General features: G+C 40.5%; 15 protein-coding genes, 2 tRNA genes and 1 pseudogene. 2 read left to right on the top strand and 16 right to left on the bottom strand.

Annotated elements, in window-relative coordinates:
- Positions 1 to 65 precede the first annotated feature (65 nt).
- From lexA to Q8N37_04355, 4 genes and pseudogenes are all read right to left on the bottom strand, one after another.
- A pseudogene (gene lexA, locus Q8N37_04370) lies at positions 66 to 638 on the bottom strand (transcriptional repressor LexA).
- A gap of 211 nt (positions 639 to 849) precedes the next feature.
- Positions 850 to 1,980: a Fic family protein gene (locus Q8N37_04365; protein MDP3057718.1), complete on the bottom strand. Its 1,131-nt coding sequence runs from the start codon at positions 1,978 to 1,980 to the stop codon at positions 850 to 852.
- 307 nt (positions 1,981 to 2,287) lie between these two features.
- Positions 2,288 to 3,091 carry a hypothetical protein gene (locus Q8N37_04360; GenBank protein ID MDP3057717.1) on the bottom strand — a complete coding sequence of 268 codons (804 nt, stop codon included), beginning with the start codon at positions 3,089 to 3,091 and terminating at the stop codon, positions 2,288 to 2,290.
- Between the two features lie 208 nt (positions 3,092 to 3,299).
- Positions 3,300 to 5,894, bottom strand: a complete 2,595-nt coding sequence (locus tag Q8N37_04355; GenBank protein ID MDP3057716.1) for a PGF-pre-PGF domain-containing protein — start codon at positions 5,892 to 5,894, stop codon at positions 3,300 to 3,302.
- A 317-nt stretch (positions 5,895 to 6,211) separates the two neighbouring features.
- On the opposite strand from Q8N37_04355, the gene Q8N37_04350 reads away from it, so the two are divergent.
- Both Q8N37_04350 and Q8N37_04345 read left to right on the top strand, forming a co-directional pair.
- Positions 6,212 to 6,787 (top strand): Fe-Mn family superoxide dismutase, encoded by a 576-nt coding sequence (locus Q8N37_04350; GenBank protein ID MDP3057715.1) that lies wholly within the window; start codon positions 6,212 to 6,214, stop codon positions 6,785 to 6,787.
- A 27-nt stretch (positions 6,788 to 6,814) separates the two neighbouring features.
- The gene (locus tag Q8N37_04345; GenBank protein ID MDP3057714.1) at positions 6,815 to 7,570 is read left to right on the top strand and encodes a ZIP family metal transporter; all 756 of its coding nucleotides are present in this window, start codon (positions 6,815 to 6,817) and stop codon (positions 7,568 to 7,570) included.
- A 64-nt stretch (positions 7,571 to 7,634) separates the two neighbouring features.
- Here the strand turns inward: Q8N37_04345 and Q8N37_04340 are convergent.
- The 12 genes from Q8N37_04340 to dnaX form a co-directional block, all read right to left on the bottom strand.
- Positions 7,635 to 7,708: transfer RNA gene (locus Q8N37_04340), tRNA-Gly, on the bottom strand.
- 58 nt (positions 7,709 to 7,766) lie between these two features.
- A complete protein-coding gene (locus tag Q8N37_04335; protein MDP3057713.1) occupies positions 7,767 to 8,186 on the bottom strand; it encodes a hypothetical protein in 420 nt (139 codons plus the stop codon).
- The gene (locus Q8N37_04330) at positions 8,183 to 8,671 is read right to left on the bottom strand and encodes a hypothetical protein (GenBank protein MDP3057712.1); all 489 of its coding nucleotides are present in this window, start codon (positions 8,669 to 8,671) and stop codon (positions 8,183 to 8,185) included. Before Q8N37_04330 ends, Q8N37_04335 begins: the two co-directional genes overlap by 4 nt.
- Before the next feature lie 104 nt (positions 8,672 to 8,775).
- Positions 8,776 to 9,990 (bottom strand): cysteine desulfurase family protein, encoded by a 1,215-nt coding sequence (locus Q8N37_04325; GenBank protein ID MDP3057711.1) that lies wholly within the window; start codon positions 9,988 to 9,990, stop codon positions 8,776 to 8,778.
- Between the two features lie 187 nt (positions 9,991 to 10,177).
- Positions 10,178 to 11,431 carry a Glu/Leu/Phe/Val dehydrogenase gene (locus Q8N37_04320; protein ID MDP3057710.1) on the bottom strand — a complete coding sequence of 418 codons (1,254 nt, stop codon included), beginning with the start codon at positions 11,429 to 11,431 and terminating at the stop codon, positions 10,178 to 10,180.
- An 8-nt stretch (positions 11,432 to 11,439) separates the two neighbouring features.
- Positions 11,440 to 12,360 carry an FAD-dependent oxidoreductase gene (locus Q8N37_04315; protein ID MDP3057709.1) on the bottom strand — a complete coding sequence of 307 codons (921 nt, stop codon included), beginning with the start codon at positions 12,358 to 12,360 and terminating at the stop codon, positions 11,440 to 11,442.
- 26 nt (positions 12,361 to 12,386) lie between these two features.
- On the bottom strand, positions 12,387 to 12,899 hold the full coding sequence (locus tag Q8N37_04310; GenBank protein ID MDP3057708.1) for a C39 family peptidase: 513 nt from the start codon (positions 12,897 to 12,899) through the stop codon (positions 12,387 to 12,389).
- Positions 12,900 to 12,902: 3 nt separating this feature from the next.
- Positions 12,903 to 13,541, bottom strand: a complete 639-nt coding sequence (locus Q8N37_04305; GenBank protein MDP3057707.1) for an MFS transporter — start codon at positions 13,539 to 13,541, stop codon at positions 12,903 to 12,905.
- Between the two features lie 10 nt (positions 13,542 to 13,551).
- Entirely contained in the window at positions 13,552 to 13,878 is a 327-nt protein-coding gene (trxA, locus tag Q8N37_04300; GenBank protein MDP3057706.1) for a thioredoxin, read from the bottom strand.
- A 170-nt stretch (positions 13,879 to 14,048) separates the two neighbouring features.
- Complete coding sequence (locus Q8N37_04295; protein MDP3057705.1) at positions 14,049 to 15,662, bottom strand: hypothetical protein; 1,614 nt, start codon at positions 15,660 to 15,662, stop codon at positions 14,049 to 14,051.
- Positions 15,663 to 15,863: 201 nt separating this feature from the next.
- Positions 15,864 to 15,934, bottom strand: a tRNA-Gln gene (locus tag Q8N37_04290).
- Between the two features lie 299 nt (positions 15,935 to 16,233).
- Entirely contained in the window at positions 16,234 to 17,886 is a 1,653-nt protein-coding gene (gene dnaX, locus Q8N37_04285) for a DNA polymerase III subunit gamma/tau (GenBank protein ID MDP3057704.1), read from the bottom strand.
- Positions 17,887 to 17,888 lie beyond the last annotated feature (2 nt).

Raw genomic sequence — 17,888 nt, 5'->3', positions numbered from 1 at the left:
GGTTTTTCGTAATAAACAGGTTCCTCTTTTTTTTCCTTTTTCACCCGTTCCTCAATAGTTCTAATAGTACTAATCACCTTACCCTGAATAAGTACGTTCTTTACAAAAAAGGGATTTAGCTTAGGGTTAGCAGGTTGCAATCTAACTCTGTTTTTTTCTTTATAAATTTTTTTGAGAGTAACCTCATTGCCATTTATCAATGCAACTGCTGTTTCTCCATTCTCAACTGTATTTTGTTTTCTAATAATCACAGTGTCGCCATCAAAAATACCCTCGTCAATCATGCTATCCCCTTTAACACTTAAAGCGAAATGCTTGCCAGACGAAGAAAGTAAATTTTTAGGCACAGCTATTGTTTCATATTCTTCAACCGCTTCAATAGGCTGGCCGGCGGCGATGTATCCCTTTAACGGAATACTAACTAAACTTTCATGTGAATTAACTTCTACGGCGCGAGCGGTATTTTTCTCTTGTTTAATATATCCCTTTTTTTGAAGAATTTTTATATAATGATTCACCGTGGAAACGGAAGAAAGCTTAAACCGTTTTCTTATTTCATTATACGAAGGGCTAAAACCATTTTTTTGAAAATATTCCTGAATATAATCAAGAACATTTTTTTGTTTTTTCGTGAGCATAATATTACTAAAAATTTATTTTCTAATTTATACTAATATTATACTAGAACAAAAGTAGAAAGTCCACATTAAGTTATCCACATTTATAAACTAATAAAAACTACGCTATTTTTATAATTATCCTCCTGTTTTTTACCCCCAATTCCCCCGCCCGCTTGATTTGGGCTTCGGATCAATATATTCCGCTCTTGTTTCCAATTCGTTCATAAAATTACATAATAAATGAATCTAAATATTTTCTATATGTATATTTCCGATCATACACGCCTTTTTTATCCATAGTTTCCAATATATCCAGTTCAACAAAACGATCGATCAATTTTTGAGCTCCTGCACGAGTAAATCCCGTCCATCCCATTATAATTCTTGTGTTAATAATGGGATTCGCGAAAAGATTGGATAAAACCCTTACCCCGCTTTCCGATTCTCGCCTTGCCAAACTTTGAATTTTTGTCATATCATCATCGCGCAATTGCCTAATTTTTTTTGATACGTCAATGGATTCAGTTGCTATTTCTATAACTCCATCGAGAAAAAAGTTTAACCATTCGTCAACTTCACCATTGTGATATCCGTTTAATTTGGAGTAGTAAATTTTTTGGTGTTTTTTAAAATAAGATGATAAAAACAGCACTGGTCGCTCCAACAATTCGCGTTGATACATCAAAAGTGTAATTAAAAGTCTGCCGGTTCTACCATTACCGTCCAAAAATGGATGAATAGTTTCAAATTGCGCGTGGACTAAAGCAATCTGTATAAGCGGAAGTGTTGATTCCTTATCATGCAAGAATTTTTCAAAATCATTCAATGCGATACTCATTTCATTTATAGACGGCGGCACAAAAGAAGCATTGGCCGGCGTAGTCCCCCCTATCCAATTTTGCGAATGACGAAATTCACCCGGGTCGGAAAAATGAGTCGAACGCGCTCCAGTCATCAGTTTAGAATGCAATTCGCGGATAAACCGCAAAGACAAGGAAAATTCTTTGATTCTTTTTATTCCATAGTTAACAGCCGTAATATAAAACAAAATATCCTGAGCATCGCTTTGTTTTACGTCAATTTTGGCATCCATTTCTATCGCGTCAATCATTGTAGCTTTTGTTCCTTCGATTTGTGCCGAAGAAGTCGCATCTTTAGCAACATACATTTTTAAAAAGAATTCAATATCGGGCAACGTATGCGTTATACCATCCAACTTACCAATTAAACGATCCGCTTCGGCACACTTAATAAGAAGTTTTTGAGGCAAATTAAATATGCCTTTTGGAGGAAAAGCGGCTGGAATATAGGCCGTAAAGCCCTCTTTTTGCCTTATTTTTTTACATATTTCGACATTCATAAAGATAGTTTACTTTCATTATTAAATATATACCATAATAACACTTAGTATATATCTTGTCAGATACATATACTAACTTGTATTAATTCTCTTGTCAACCTCTTGTCAACCAATTTCCCCGCCCGCTTGATTGTTTAGGCTTATTACTCTAATCTTACCCCAAATCCAGTATATACTCCTTCGCCTCGCACTATCGAGGCTTCGGAAGTATTATACGAATTATATATGTATTTGAGTATAAAATCAATAAAAAAACGGCTATCTACTTTTTTATTCGATTAGCCGCTAAATTTCTTTTTTTTAACACTTAGCTTGTTCTTGCGCGTGTCCTAACTTCCCATTCTGCGAGACCATCGGGATTATCGGGAGATGACGCGGTAATGCGCAGTACCATCTCTTGGGGTGGCTCATTGCCAACCGCTTCAATGGGAAAAATTACCAATGTCACTCCGGCGCGAGTCAATAAGGGAAATGATCTTTCGACCAGATCCGGCGGAGTGTTGTAGCTTTTCATTGCATTCCTATAACCTTCTTCTGAATATTCATATATTCTTTCCTTTCCCGCCAAAGGCAGAAGAATGTCAGAATTCATGCCAGCTGGTACAAAAATACCCGCTACCCTGATCTTATCGCCTAACATCCACAGAGTGGATAATTTATGCGGTATCCTTACAACGACTAGCCTTGGTGGATACGTGGTTGTTGTAAATGTTTGGTGCTTGTTTGAATATATTTCGAAAAAGCTATCGCCGGGAAAAACTAAATTATATTTTTCGTCGCGCTCGAAAGTATCTAAACGTCGCTGAATTTCCGGAATATTACGGGTCATCAAGCGATATTCTGGCAAGGATAATTGCAGCCAAACCGTGTATTCCTTATCTTTAGGCAATTCCACATTTAAGGGCGTAACCCCGAGACGTTGAGCGTCTTCGACTTTTCCAGTGTTTTCAAGCCAAACGCTTGCGCCGGAAGGCAAAGAATCAACGGTTACCAAAGTGGTATTCTTAACGCCGTATTTTAGTTCACTTGTATCTTTTCCAACACATCCACTCATTATAACTATGCCTATAATAAGCATAATTATCATAATATTTCCAATACTTTTTCTCATATTTTCCTCCTCGCGCCTTTTTTGTCTAAGGTGCAAATTTAAGCTAAGAGTAGCAGAAACGCACCGTAATGTCAATCTACGTCACCCAATAAAAAAACGGAAATGAAATTAATCTTTTTCCGCGGAAAACAGTGTTAATCTTATTTATTTTAAAAAAAGACGGTTAAAAGAGTTTTGTCCTTTACCGCCTTAATATATTTTATAGTTTTTAATTATTTTTCTTTCTTCCAAAGATACAGGCGAAAGCTATTGCCAGAATTGCACCTGCCAAGAAAAACCCTGGCGTTTGCTGGGGAGTATTGACTGGTTCAACAGGCAAAGGCTTCGTTGTTTCTTTAGGAACGTTGGCATTCTGCATTGATTTAATTTTTTCTATCTCTTCCGGAGTTACAGGAACGATCTTCAATTCGAATATCTCCGCCAAAACGAAATTTCCGAATCCTGGTACATATGCTTTATAAATTCCTTCTTCAACTTTTTCGTAATTTATGTCTTTCCATATACCATTTTTGAAAAACATCAGCTTGATGTTCCCGATATCGCTATCAGACAGATCTTTCGGCATTCCAAACAAGATAAAACCGTCTTTGATCTTGCTTGAACTACTATAATTGCTTGTACCAACCCAAAGGTTGAAATAAACAACTTTTGTGCTACTGGGAGCGTCGACCGAGACACATGCTGACCTTCCTCGGAGATCCTCGCTTTTGGCAGTTACTAACCCTTCGGAATAGGTCGGTGTAAACCCTGCTTCTTTCACTATTTCCAAATCCTTAAACTTATAGACAGCAGGATTTGACTTGACAGAAACAAACACTTCGTTATTGAAGCTCTTTTTTATATTTGCAAATTTTTCGCAAGACGTAACTCCGCTTCCACCGCCTCCGCTACTGCCAGTAGAAGAATCGCTGCCTCCTCCTTTATACGGCGTGGGTGTCGGGACTGCAACTGTCACTGTGGCTGTATCGCTATCTGATACCGAAGATCCGCTATGGTTTCCTGTGGCCGTCACTATATTTGTCGTTGTTTCGTTTATTCTTTTTTCGCAAGCATAATTCCACGTTTCCGTAGTTTCAAGCTGTGAATTGGAATTTACGTCGCCATCGGCATAAACAACCGGCGCGCACTTATCGTCAATAAGCGTTATATTTGACAGGGTCAAATCTCCCGTATTCACTACTTTATAAGAGTAGCTGGCATTTCCTCCTCCAACAGGAAGAGTTGCCGAACTGGCGCTTTTAGCGACAAATATCCTCGGGGTTAAGACGATCTCGGATCCTTGGGGAACAAACTTAAATTTTCTGATGATCACCTCGACTTCTTTGCCGTCAGACGGTGGCTTGCCCAAAACATTGGACGGATCAAACAGCCATAAGTTTATGCGCGCATTTTCTCCACCCGGAGGCGGAATATCGCTGCCCATATAATCCCAGGAGTTGATCAGATCGGAAGAATTTTGAGAAGAAACATTTAGTCCTCTTAAACTCTTGAAGCTGATCTTCGAATCGCTCCAATTAAAGGAGTGCACCGAATAATTTCCGGCAAAGTCCGCATTGAACCTGTGCATATTGCTAGCTCTATTCCAAGGTTGTACCACAAATTGGGAATTATCATTGGCATCCTGTCCCCACCTTGAGATTTCGATATCTATCTCACGATGATTAAACGATGGAGCAAAAGTATCCCAAGTAAACATTCCTAACACGACATTCTTGTCAATCTGGTCGGCCCTGCTGGCAAGATAGAAAATGTACTCGCCATATCCGAGAGAATCTTTCGATATCACTTCGGAACTATACCAGGTGTTTCCTACTTTGATTATTTTCAAGTGCAACTGGCCTTGTTCGTCAACTCGAACACTGTCAGTGCCGTCAGAGAAATAATTCAATCCCGGACCCTCTGGAATAGCGCTGTATTTCACTATCCAATCACGTCCGGAAAAGTTTATTATCCTCTCCTGTCTCTTAGGAGCTTCAATTTTGGCAACTGCTTTTGCTTCCAGTTCATCTGAAAATATTTGCTGCCCGCTCATTGTTGGAGGAGTATATCCATTCGGAATCAAATATGCCTTAACTCTCGTCGCATACTGATCGGAACCACCGGTTGTTATAAAGGTTTCCCAAACACCATTATTTTGAATCGATGTCAGTGGCGAACTAAAACTGGGTTTTGTCCACCATCCGCTTACATAAATGTAAACAGCAACTTTATAATCCGCCGGATTTACATTGGAAACTTTTCCTTGTAAGTTACCTAAGTTACCAATGCTACCAAATGGCGGCATATATGTTATTTCTATTTTTGCCGCGGGCGTGGGTGTTGGCGTGGGTGTTGGCGTGGGTGTAACAGTTCTGTCATACTCGACAACGGCAACTGCATTTGCGCTTAATTCGGCAGGAAATACTCCTCCTCCACTCATGCCGGGTGGATTATATCCATTCGGAATCAAATATGCCTTAACTCTCGTCGCAGTTTGATCGGAACCACCGGTTGTTATATCGCAAGACCACGTTCCATCACTGCCAATAGATGTTATTGGCGATGCAAAATATGGTTTTGTCCACCATCCGTATACATAGATGTAGACCGCGACTTTATAATCCGCCGGGGTAACATTTGTCACTTTCCCTTGCAAATTATCATAACTCCCAACTGGCGGAACATAAGTGAATTCGATTGTCGGGATTGGTGCCGCAATTGCGCCTGGAATGCCTGCCATCACGGCTGCCAGCAAAATAAAGATTGCCATCATTGACGGTATCTTTCTTTGCATTTCTTTTACTTTTCTGTTCTTTTTGTTCATTTTTGATCCATCCTATCCTCTGCATAATTATTAAGCATAGCAGAGAATAAATTAACCGCAAAAAGTGGCCAATTTATTCCCCACTATACAACAATATTGTAAAAGAGCAGTTTTGTCCACTTATTATGCTTCAAAAGCAAAAAAGTGGGTAAAAAAGCCTTAAGTCTGCTATCAGTTATCTTAAAGCTTGTGTCTTATTATTGTTCAATTTAATAAATTTGTCAAGTTTTAAAAGTACAAATTTAAAGCTTGGAAAACCTTGAGTTTTGTGCTATTCTATAAACAGAAACCAATATTTTAAAAGCTAAATAAAAAATATGGCTTATGAAGCAAAAGATTTCTCCAGCCTGCTTGGCGTCAAAGGTTTAAGCGAAAATTTGCTTAAAGCGCATTTTACGCTTTATCAGGGCTACGTGGCAAATACGAATAAGCTTCTTGATCTTCTAGATACTAAAGAAGCGGGAACTCCCGAATATTCAGAGCTTCAAAGGCGCTTTGGATGGGAATGGAATGGTATGCGCTTACACGAGCTTTATTTCGAGAACCTATCCAATGAAAGTAATGAGCTCCCCGGCGGAAAATTGCGGGCGAAAATGGAAAAAATATACGGCAGTCTTGAACAATGGGAAAAGAATTTTGCCGGAGTTGGCATGATGCGCGGGATTGGCTGGACAATTCTTTTTTATGACGAACTTTCTGGAGAATTATTTAACGTCTGGATAAACGAGCATGATGCCGGGCATCTCGCCGGTGCTGTTCCTCTTCTGGTCATGGACGTATTCGAGCACGCGTATCTCGCGGACTATGGCATAAAGCGCGCGGATTATATTGAAGCGTTTTTTAAGGCGATCGACTGGCTGGCGGTTGAAAAAAGATTTAACGCAAAATTTTAATTTACTTTACTTTTAGAATGTAATTTTATGCAATATGCGGCAGTGTGGCTCTATACAATCGCTAGCTTGCTCCTAGTGAGCTCTATTTCGCTTATTGGAGTTTTTTTCCTTTCTTTCAATGAGAAAAAATTAAAAAAATTCCTTATCTTCCTGGTCAGCTTTGCGGTAGGAGCGCTTTTCGGAGACGCTTTTATCCATCTGATCCCGGAATCTTTTGAAAAACTCGGTTCCAGCCTCGCGACCTCTATGCTAATCTTGTCCGGAATTTTTATTTTTTTCGCTCTGGAAAAATTCGTCCGGTGGCGCCACTGCCATATTCCCACATCCGATCATCACACGCATCCTCTGGCGACAATGAACCTGATCGGAGACGCCGTCCACAATCTTGTTGACGGGATGCTTATCGGCGCGAGCTATATAGTCAGCATTCCCTTGGGCATCTCAACCACCATCGCCATAGTTTTACATGAAATACCCCAGGAAATCGGCGAATTCGGCGTGCTTCTTCATAGCGGCATGCCTGCCAGGAAAGCTTTGTTCTTGAATTTCCTATCGGCGCTATTCGCTCTTTTCGGCGGCGTGATCACTCTACTAATATCTTCCCGCATCGAAAACTTCGCCTTGTATCTTCTTCCAATAACCGCCGGAGGATTTATCTATATCGCCGGATCCGATCTGATGCCCGAGCTTCAGCACGAAACCAAAGTTTCAGCCTCGATCTATCAATTTCTATCCATCCTTTTGGGAATTGGAATGCTGGCGCTGCTAACTTTAGTAGGGTAAAAAATCATTCTTAGTAAACAAAATTTAAAAAAAACCCGAAGATTTTTCGGGATTTTTTAATATTTGGAGCGGGTAACGGGAATCGAACCCGTTTCTTATCCTTGGGAAGGACACATAATACCAGTATACTATACCCGCAAATTAATAAATTATTTTACAGCATTTTCAGGCAACAAGCAAGCCTCGCGCGCTTTTTTCATTTCCCAAAAAAATATTCCCACCATTTTTTCATATTGGATAGCGCCTGAGACCTGTCGTCCAGAGGAGCGAGCGCTTCTTCTTTTGATTTATTTTCTTCCCGGGAAATAATTATCACCCGCTCATCCGGCTTTTGCAAATTTAATTTCAGCCTCATCTCCCGCTCTTTGAAACTTTCTGAGGCAAAATAATCCAAATAACCGGTCAGGTATTTGTTGTCGGTTTCAAGCCTTTCCGCTTCATTTTTCAGCTTGTCGATTTGCCCCTGGATCTCCATTCTCTGCCAGGTGATGCGCAAAAAAGCGGAAAAAACAAAAATAAAGATCAGAAAACCTATGATCAGCCAAATGGGCGAATTCAAAATTACAAGCCTTAGATTTTTTTTGCCGGAAGACTGCCGGCCAAATGATCCTCTCATGATTTTTTGATCCCTTTTAATTTTATCAATCCCTGATAAATCCTTAAATGGTCCGCGATATGCGCCATATTGAAGACCGCCGAATTTCCCAAAGTTATTTTGATCGAACCGAATTTCAAAAATGTCGCGGCGATCCCTTTTTCATTTAGCGTAATATCGCTGATATCCGAGATCGAGATCTCGTTCATGCCTCTGTCCCATACTCCCCGCTGCTTTATCTTGATTATCCGTTCGCTGGTAATAACAAAATAATTTATACGCAGCAAAATCCAGGCATAAATAAGATAAACAATAAATAGGGCGATCAAAAAAGCGGTAATCGCGAAATTTTCTCCCAAGGCGCTGAATTTATTTGCAAAAATAATCAATAATGATATAATGATTGCAAATTCCAGCATCCCGGGAACGATCAAGAACCAATGCTTTCGCACGATGCCGACCAGCCTTTCGCCGGGATTTAATTTATAGGTTAGATCAAAAATCATAAAACAGCTATGAAACAGAAAAAAATCATAAAAATATTCTGGATAATTACAGCATCGATCGTTATCTTTACTATGATTTTAGCGATATTTATACGATGATCGCATTATCTTCCTGAAATTTTCCTTAGCCGCTCAATGATGGACGGCAATGTTTTTATCACGTAGTTTATTTCCTGTTCGGTTGTGTCTTTTCCCAGAGTCAGGCGCAAACTGGCATGAGCGACTTCGGGCGGAATTCCCATTGCGGTTAAAACGTGGGATGGCTCGAGACTCGCCGAAGAGCAGGCAGAGCCCGTCGAAGCGGCGATGCCGGCCATATCGAGCGAAATTATCAAGCTTTCCCCTTCTATGCCGCGAAAACTGAAATTGGCATTGTTGGGGGTGCGAAATTCGCGTGAACCGTTGAGCTGGCTGCCTTCAATTTTCAAGACTTCGTTGATCAATTTATCGCGGAGTTTTTTCATTTTTGCCAGACCTTTCTTGTGTTTTTCGATCAAGCTTATCGCTTTTCCCAATCCCACGATCCCGGGCACGTTGTGCGTGCCGGCGCGCAAATTGCTTTCCTGTTCGCCGCCATGCTGGCTTGGCCCGACCCGCGTACCGCGGCGGACATAGAGAATTCCCGTGCCTTTCGGCCCGTAAAATTTATGCGCTGACAAAGAAAGCAGATCCACGCCCAGATGATCCACGTTGCAATCAAGATAATTGGCGGCCTGTACCGCGTCAACGTGGAAATAAAGCGGATTTTTATTTCCATACACCAGGCGCTCGGTCTTGGCTTTTTTAATAACTTCGCCGATCTCTTTTATCGGTTGGATCGTCCCGACCTCGTTGTTCACATACATAATGGAAACTAAAACTGTTTCATTCGTAATTGATCTTGCGACATCGCCGGCACTGACAACGCCGTCCTTGTTCGGCTTGATCTCGGTCAATTTTACGCCGGATTTTTGCGCCGCGAGAGAAGTGTTCAAGACGCAGTGATGTTCAAAAGCGGAAATAATAATATGGGGAACAAAAGCATTTTGCGGATTTTTTTCCGTAAAACTTGATCTGATCTTGCTTAGAACTCCATTTACCGACCAATTATTGGATTCGGTCGCGCCGCTTGTGAAAAAAACTTCTTCCGCGCTGGCGCCAAGGAATTTCGCCACTTGCTCTCTGGCGTTGTCTATCGCCACTTTCGCTTCCTGCCCAAAAGAATGCACGCTAAAAGGATTGCCGAATTTTTTTGAAAAATACGGCATCATTTCTTTTAAAACCGCCGGATCCACCGGAGTGGTGGCGGCATTATCTAAATATATATGTTTTTTGGACATGTAAATAGTCATTGCGAAGAGCAAAGCGACGAAGCAATCTATAGCCCAATTTTGAGATTGCTTCGCTCCGCTCGCAATGACAAATAATAAAGATTTTTATATCCTTAGTCTAGCAAAAAAACCGCTTCTTGACAAATAAAAAGATGCGATATTTAAACACATCTTTTTATTGAACTATCTTTAATTTTTACACCCCGCGTAGCTTCATCGCCTTAACCACTCTTTCCAGCGCCAAAATATTTGCCGCTGTGCGAGTGTCAACCTTATATTTCTCTTTTCTTTCCCAAACATCGCTAAATGATTTTATCATTTGCTTTTTTAATTTTTCGTTAACCTCCGTTTCGTCCCAATAATAACCCGTTCGATTTTGCACCCATTCAAAATAACTCACCAAGACTCCGCCGGCATTGGCTAAAATATCGGGAATCAAAAGTATTCCTTTGGCGTCCAGGATCTTATCCGCTTCCGGAGTAGTCGGGCCATTTGCCAATTCCAATACGATTTTCGCTTTTATATCTTTGGCATTTTTGACCGTGATCTGGTTTTCCAGCGCCGCCGGAATCAAAACATCCACGTTCAAAATCAATAATTCTTCGTTGGTTATTGCTTTGGTTTTGGGAAATCCGGCCACCGAACCGGTTTTTTCTTTATATTTCAAAACTTCTTCGATATTCAATCCCTTGCCTTCCGATTCCGAAACTATGCCGCCCTTGGAATCGGAAACCGCCACAATATTGCAATCTTCATTGAACAAAATCTTGGCCGCATTGGCGCCGACATTTCCCATTCCCTGGATCGCGACCGTGATATGCTTTTTTTCTTTCTTGATTTTCTTTAGCGCTTCTTCCAAGACATAAACCCCGCCAACTGATGTGGAATCGGCCCGGCCCAACGATCCGCCGACTTCCACCGGCTTGCCGGTAAAAGATGCCGGCGTATTTTCTCCGACAATTCTTGAATATTCATTGGCCATCCAGGCCATAATTTCCGGCGTAGTATACATATCCGGCGCCGGCACATCGATATTCGGCCCGATAAATTTGTGCGTTGAGCGCACATAGCCGCGGGATAATCTTTCCAGTTCGCCTTTGGAAAGTTTTTTTGTATCAACGATAACTCCGCCTTTGGCTCCGCCATAAGGAATTCCCACCACCGCTGTCTTCCAGGTCATCCACATTGCCAGCGCCATTACTTCATCCATGGAAACTATCGGCGAAAACCTAATGCCGCCTTTAAAAGGCCCGCGCGCGTCATTGTGCTGAACCCTGAATCCTTCAAAATTTTTAATACTGCCATCGTCCATTCTGACCGGAATAAATACCCTGAGAACTCTTTTCGGCACTTTTAAAATTTCCAAAATATCTTTGTTGATCTTCAAAACTCCGGCTGCGATCGTGAGCTGAGTCAAAGCGCTTTGATAGGGATTGGTATTATTTTGCATATAAATTATTATTTTTTAATTTCTTTCAAATATTTATAAACCGCGTTTACTGCGGTCGCGCCATCGGCCGAGGCGGTAACGACCTGGTTAAAACCGGGCGTATTGCTGATTATATCCCCTGCCGCGTAAACGCCGGCAATATTGGTCTTCCCCCACTGATCAACCACAACATAGCCATTTTCGTTTAATATCACTCCTAGCTTTTTCAGCAAATCCGAACTTGGCATCGCGCCGATTTCCGCAAAAATTCCATCAGTTTTTATTATCTTACTGCCTTGATATTCCTTATCGAAAGTAATGCTTTCCACTTTTTTATCCCCGATTATTTCCAAAACATTCGTATTGTAAATTATGGTAACTTTGGGATTTACTTTCAGATGATCCGTCGTGACAGGCTGGCATTTTAATTCAGCGCCGCGATAGATCAAAAATACTTTGTTGGCGTACTCCGCCAAAAGAGTAGCGGCCATGGCGGCTGAATTTCCTCCGCCGACCACCGCCACAGTTTTATTTTTAAAAAACATTGAATCGCAGGTGGCGCAATAGCTTACCCCTTTTCCCAAAAGCTTTTCTTCTCCGGGAATATTCATTTTTCTCCGGCGAGTGCCAAGAGCAACGATCAAAGATTTAGTTTGATATGATTGTTCATCCGCGCTAACTTCAAAAAGATCTCCCTTTTTTTCCAGACCAGCTATCTTGGCCGGAATAATTTTTCCACCCAAACTTTCAGCGTGGTGCTGAAAGCGCTGCATTAATTCAACTCCGCTAATCGATTCCGTTCCCGGATAATTTTTAATATGCGCGGCTCCTATGGCAGTGCCACCGACAACATCACCGATCACCAAATGATTCAGTTTGTGATAAGAGGCATAGATCGAAGCGGCGAGCCCCGCCGAACCCGCGCCGAGGATGATAAGATCGTAGATCATAATATTTGAAATTAAATTCTATTTAGTTATTTTTTTGAGCAAGAATATGGAAAATATTGTTTTCCCAGATGAAAATCTTTTTTTGAAACAACCATTATCCATTTTTTACAGGTATGCTTGTTCAAGTAATCGTGCCATCTTAAAATAAATTCATTTTCAGGCATTTTAAAATTTTTTCCGTTCCATGGATCATTTAAAATGAGCTTGTTCCTGTCGTAGCCGACCACTACCGCATAATGGCTGTCATTCGTTGACGGTTCGTTGTAATTAACCACAACCGGCAAACCCAGATTTATAAAATGCCTGACTTCGTGAATAGTGGATTTATTATTGACGTAGCAAAAAAAATCTTCCTTCCTCGCTTCTTCGATCAAGCTTGAATGGTATGTACCTGCCTTTGTCGTATGCAAAGCCCTCGCTAAATTATCTTGTTTCTTGAATTTTCCCAAAAAAGAAAAAATCATCTGAAGCGCTGCCGGACCGCACGCAAATTCATTTCTCTGGCGATAAAAAGGAATTTTTAATTTATTTTTTATCATTTTTTATTTTATTTCTGACCCTTTTATTTCAAAAGCTTCTTTTTGCTTTATTTTATGATGTTCGTGAGGCGCCTTTAATGGTTCGTAAATTTTCAGAAGACTGATTGCTCCTAACATTGTAACGAAAAAAACCAGCCAAAATAAAGCGGGAAAACCATATCTTTCGCCGATTACTCCTCCTATTGCCGCGGCCGCGGCCGCGCCTACGCCTGTTACGGCAGAATATATTGCCCATTGCGATCCCTCGCGCTCTCGTTCCGCATGACGGGTAAAAAGCGACATCCAAGCCGGATAATTCATCGCAAAACCGATTGCGTAAATAATTTGAACTGCATAAAGCTCAACAGGCGTTGAAATTTTTAAATAAAGAAGCGGTGTCGCGGCTAAAAGCACTGTACTTATAATAGTAAAATAATATTCGTCTAAATCACCGCGTTTTTTGTCCAAATATTTTGCAATTGGCAGCTGTAAAACCGCCCGCACCAGCACATTGATAGCGGTAGCAAAACCCACCACCTCCATATTTCCGCCCTTAATATTATTTAAAATAAAAATCGCGAATATCGGCGCAATCAGCGAAAATCCCGACAATAATGCAAAGTCGGCCACTGTCAAATATTTAATTATCTTATTTAATAACATTTTTTTAGTCTTATTCTGCCAAAACTTTGTCTATTTTTTGCGTAATCGCGATTGCCGGCTGGACGCCCACCATTTCCTCGACGATTTTTCCATGCTTAAAAATCTTGAGAGTGGGTATGCTCATTATCCCGTATTCGCTTGAGATGACAGGATTTTCATCGACGTTCAGCTTTCCTACTTTGATTTTTCCTTCATACTCTTTGGCGATAGTAACGACGATCGGGCCAACCATCTGGCATGGGCCGCACCATGGCGCCCAAAAATCAACTAAAACTACCATTTCTGAGTCCAAAACCTCGGTTTTAAAATTCGCGTCAGTTAAAGTTATTTCGCTCATATTTTATGTCCTAACTATTTTGCGTTAATTTAATTAATCCTGCTGAAATAAGCAAGTATTATCTTTTCTTATTTTATGATTATACCAAACAATTAATTATAAATCAACCCCGTTAAATCGCTTCGCGCCGTCCAAAGCAGATTTAACAGGGTTAATATTTCAAAATTATATTACATTATCTCTTCTCTTTTTTCTTTCATGAATTTCACCCAATCGTCAAAAACCTTAATGAGTGTTTTGAAAGGAGCTTCAATGATAAAATCCAGAGCAAAAACGAATATGTTGATCTGGGAAAAACTCTCAGACAGCCACCGGCCAAAATACATTACGGGAATAAAGAAAAAATCAAGCACTGAATCGATCAATCTGTCTTTTTTATCGACTACAATAAGCTCTCTGACCGGCCGGCTGATCTTGTAAGCGAAAAAACTGACCACGCTTATAAAAAATACGAAAAGCGCTCCGCTGACAAAATTGAATTCCAGTTTCCTCAACACGGTGATAATCAGCCCGAAAGTGATCACGAACATCGCGGCGTAAAAAATAAAGAACAAACCGCCGGAAAAAGATGACTGGGAAAAAGAAAATTTATTGGCATAAGGCGGGGCCTCTGATTTTTTCTTCTTATACACCACGTATTCCGCCTCGCGGATAATTTGCGCCGTATTTTTTTCTTTCGGCATTTGGATCGAAGAGCCGATCACATACATCAAGGAAGGATGAAAAATAACATTGATACCCAATGATGTATAATTAATCTTCCCGACTGTAAATATTTCATACGGCACCTCGATTATAAAAGCCAGGGCGATCTTGGTGATAAAAATATACGCGACGCTTCTCCCGAATGTTCTGGATAAGACTTCCCTCGCATTTTTATACCTGGACGAACAAGCCGTCTGTATATCTTCCAAAAAATCAAGTTTTGAGAATAGCATTTTCTCTTCGGCTTGGCCGGCATTTTTTACTATCAGATCGGAAACAATAAAATAAACCACGGCACGGCGCTTAAAAAATCTCAAAAATCTTTCAGCCACCGGATGGTTGATCTCTTTATCAATAATGTTTTTTGTCGAAAAAATATTCTTGGACAATTCATCGCTTACAGAAAGCCAATTCTCGCCAAACCAGTCCGGCCAATAAGCTTTCAACAAATAATACGAAAGGATCGATCTGTCGGCCCGCAAAGCCGCTCTCAAAATTGCCAGGTAAGTCTGCGTGATCTCCTGCCTTTCATTCAAAAATCCGTCTTTGATCACGATATCCTTGCACACGGTATTGTAGATAAACTCGCAAAGCGCTTCTTCTTTATCGTAAGAGACCAAATTTTTTTCAATTTCAAAAGCCGCTATACCGATAAACCATTCAATGGTCTTATTGAAATCTTCTTTTTTTAAAGCGACAGATCCTATCTTGCCAAAAAGAGTAAGATACTTTTCTATGATCCGATCCGTTTCGGCGATTTTATCAATGCCGATAGTATCGTTTAAAAAATATCTGCCCCTGATAAGATCCGAAAGCAACGCTTCACCTATTCCGCTTTTCTTGTCTTCAATAAAAATAAGACGGTTTAAGATGCGCTCGATCGCGTATTTGCGCAACAAAAACTCTTCTTTATAATCAACGGTATTTCTTATTTTTTCGTACAAAAAAGAAATAGTGCTCGCCGCGTAGCTTACCTTGATGCGCTCCGCCGGCTCTTTTTCCAGCGATTTCCTGTTTATTTTTTTGATCTTTTCGATATAGATAACGACCGGTTCTCTTAATTGAAGATTTTTGCTCATAAATTATAAAACGATATATTTTAGTTAAATATACTAAATTTCTTGTCTATAATCAGCTTTAACTGCCGTTCATTTAACTTTACAACATTAGCATATTTTAACCCTTTTGTAAACAGTTTTAAACTTATTTTGGCTTGTTAAAAACAAAACAAGCGCGTATTCAGCACTTGTTGATATGACGATCCGATTATATTTTCGCGGCTGCGGGACATGGATTCGAACCATGATAAGCGCCTTCAAAGGGCGCTGTCCTACCATTAGACGATCCCGCAATGATTAACTTTTTATTTCATTGGGCCATTAGACGCCTCATCGGCGACCCGCCGGAGAGGCGGAACGATCCTGCAAGAAACAAAAGAATTTAAGTCTAATGCTTAAATTCTTATATATATTAGCGTAAATTGACGAAAAAATCAAGATGTAGCGCCTTTATAGCGCTACATCGTAGCCCCGCATCAATTCTATAGCCATATTCACTCAAAATAAAAAGTAAGCCGCAGGCGATACCGAGAAACTATCGTTATAATAAATTAATATTTGCTTCGGAATTTGGTGCGGGGCAAGTCTCTATTTACTCCACTTCTCCCCCAAAAACCTCAAGCGCGGAATCCACTTTTAAGTCTCCTGTTTTATTTTTTTCTTCCGGCGCTTTGGCCACTTTTATATTTTCATCCTGAACAACCATAACCTTGATGTTTTTTAAGATCGGGAACACTTCCAGCAAAACTTTCTCGATTATTTTTCGATTGGAAGAATCGTTGAGTTTCTCCGCGTGGAATTTATAAGGCGTGGCAAGCATTAACATATCTTTTTTTAATTCCTGAGGTATGGATAATTTCAAAAACGCGCTGATAGAATGATTGTATTTTTTAGCGATTTTCAATATTTGATTCCAGCTCGATTTTATTTCTTCGATCCCCAAACCGATCAAACCTTCGTTTGCCAACTCTTCCGGTTCTTTTTTTTCAATTTTTTCTTCCTTAGCCGCCTCTTTAACTAAAATCGGTTTCTCAACTTTCGGCTCAATAACGTTCTCGTTTAATTTTTTTTTAGCTATAATTTCTATTTTCGGTTCTTTTTTAGCTTCAACCGCCGCTTCCGCTTTTTTTCCAACCGCAAAGCGATTATTCTTAAAAATATCATATTCGATCAAAGTTATTTCCAGCGGTATCTGCGGCAAAACCGCTGACTTGATCTCGATCTTTGCCGTGATCAATTTTTTAAATATCCAAAGCAACTCTTGCTCGCTAAAAACCTCGGCCAATTTTAATAATTTTTCCGCCTGCTCTTCGGTAGAATCGCTTAAGACATATTTTTTCAGATCCCGGTTTGTCTTCAAAATCGTGATCTTCCTGAAAATATCTATGAGCGATCCGGCAAATTGCTCCAAATCCTGCCCTTCAAAAGTAATTTCATTCAAAAAAATTATCGCTTCTTTGAACTGATTTTTTGATATAAATCCGATAAATTTTAAAACCGATTCCGTATCAGTCAGCCCTAAAACCATTTTTACTTCCGCGAGTTTTATTTCTTCTCCCGGCGCCTCAAGCGAGATTATCTGCCCGAGCATGCTTTCGGCGTCTCGCATTCCCCCATCGGCGGATAAAGCGATCACTTCCAGCACGCCTTTTTCCACTTTTACTTTTTCCTGCTTGGTTATATCCTTTAACCTTTCAACGATCTCGTCGAGCCTGAATTTCCTGAAATCAAATCTTTGCACGCGGGAAATGATCGTCGGCGGGATTTTATGAATTTCGGTGGTCGCTAAAACAAAAATAGCGTGTTCCGGCGGCTCTTCCAGCATTTTTAGCAAAGCGTTGAAAGCGCCCTTGCTTAGCATGTGGACTTCATCAATGATAAAAACTTTGTACTTCAAATGGGTCGGGGAAAAACCGATGCTTTCTTTGAGATCTCTGATATTATCCACGCCGGTATTGGAAGCCGCATCAATTTCAACTACGTCAAAGGTTCTCCCGGTATTCAGCGTAACGCAATTTTCGCATTTATTGCAAGGCTCGCCGCCAATTCTCGCGGTGCAATTTATCGCTTTGGCCAAAATTCTGGCAATGGTGGTTTTTCCCGTACCTCGCGGACCGGTAAAAAGATACGCGTGCGCCACCCTGCCAGAGCCAACCGCGGAGGTCAAAATTTTCACTGTTTTTTCCTGGCCGATGATCTCGCTGAAATTTTTCGGCCGGTATTTGCGATATAGAACGAGAGACATAT

This window comes from bacterium (genome assembly GCA_030693205.1).
Taxonomy (GTDB): Bacteria; Patescibacteriota; Minisyncoccia; order JAHIHE01; family JAHIHE01; genus JAHILZ01.
This window is presented reverse-complemented; position numbering and strand designations above follow the sequence as displayed.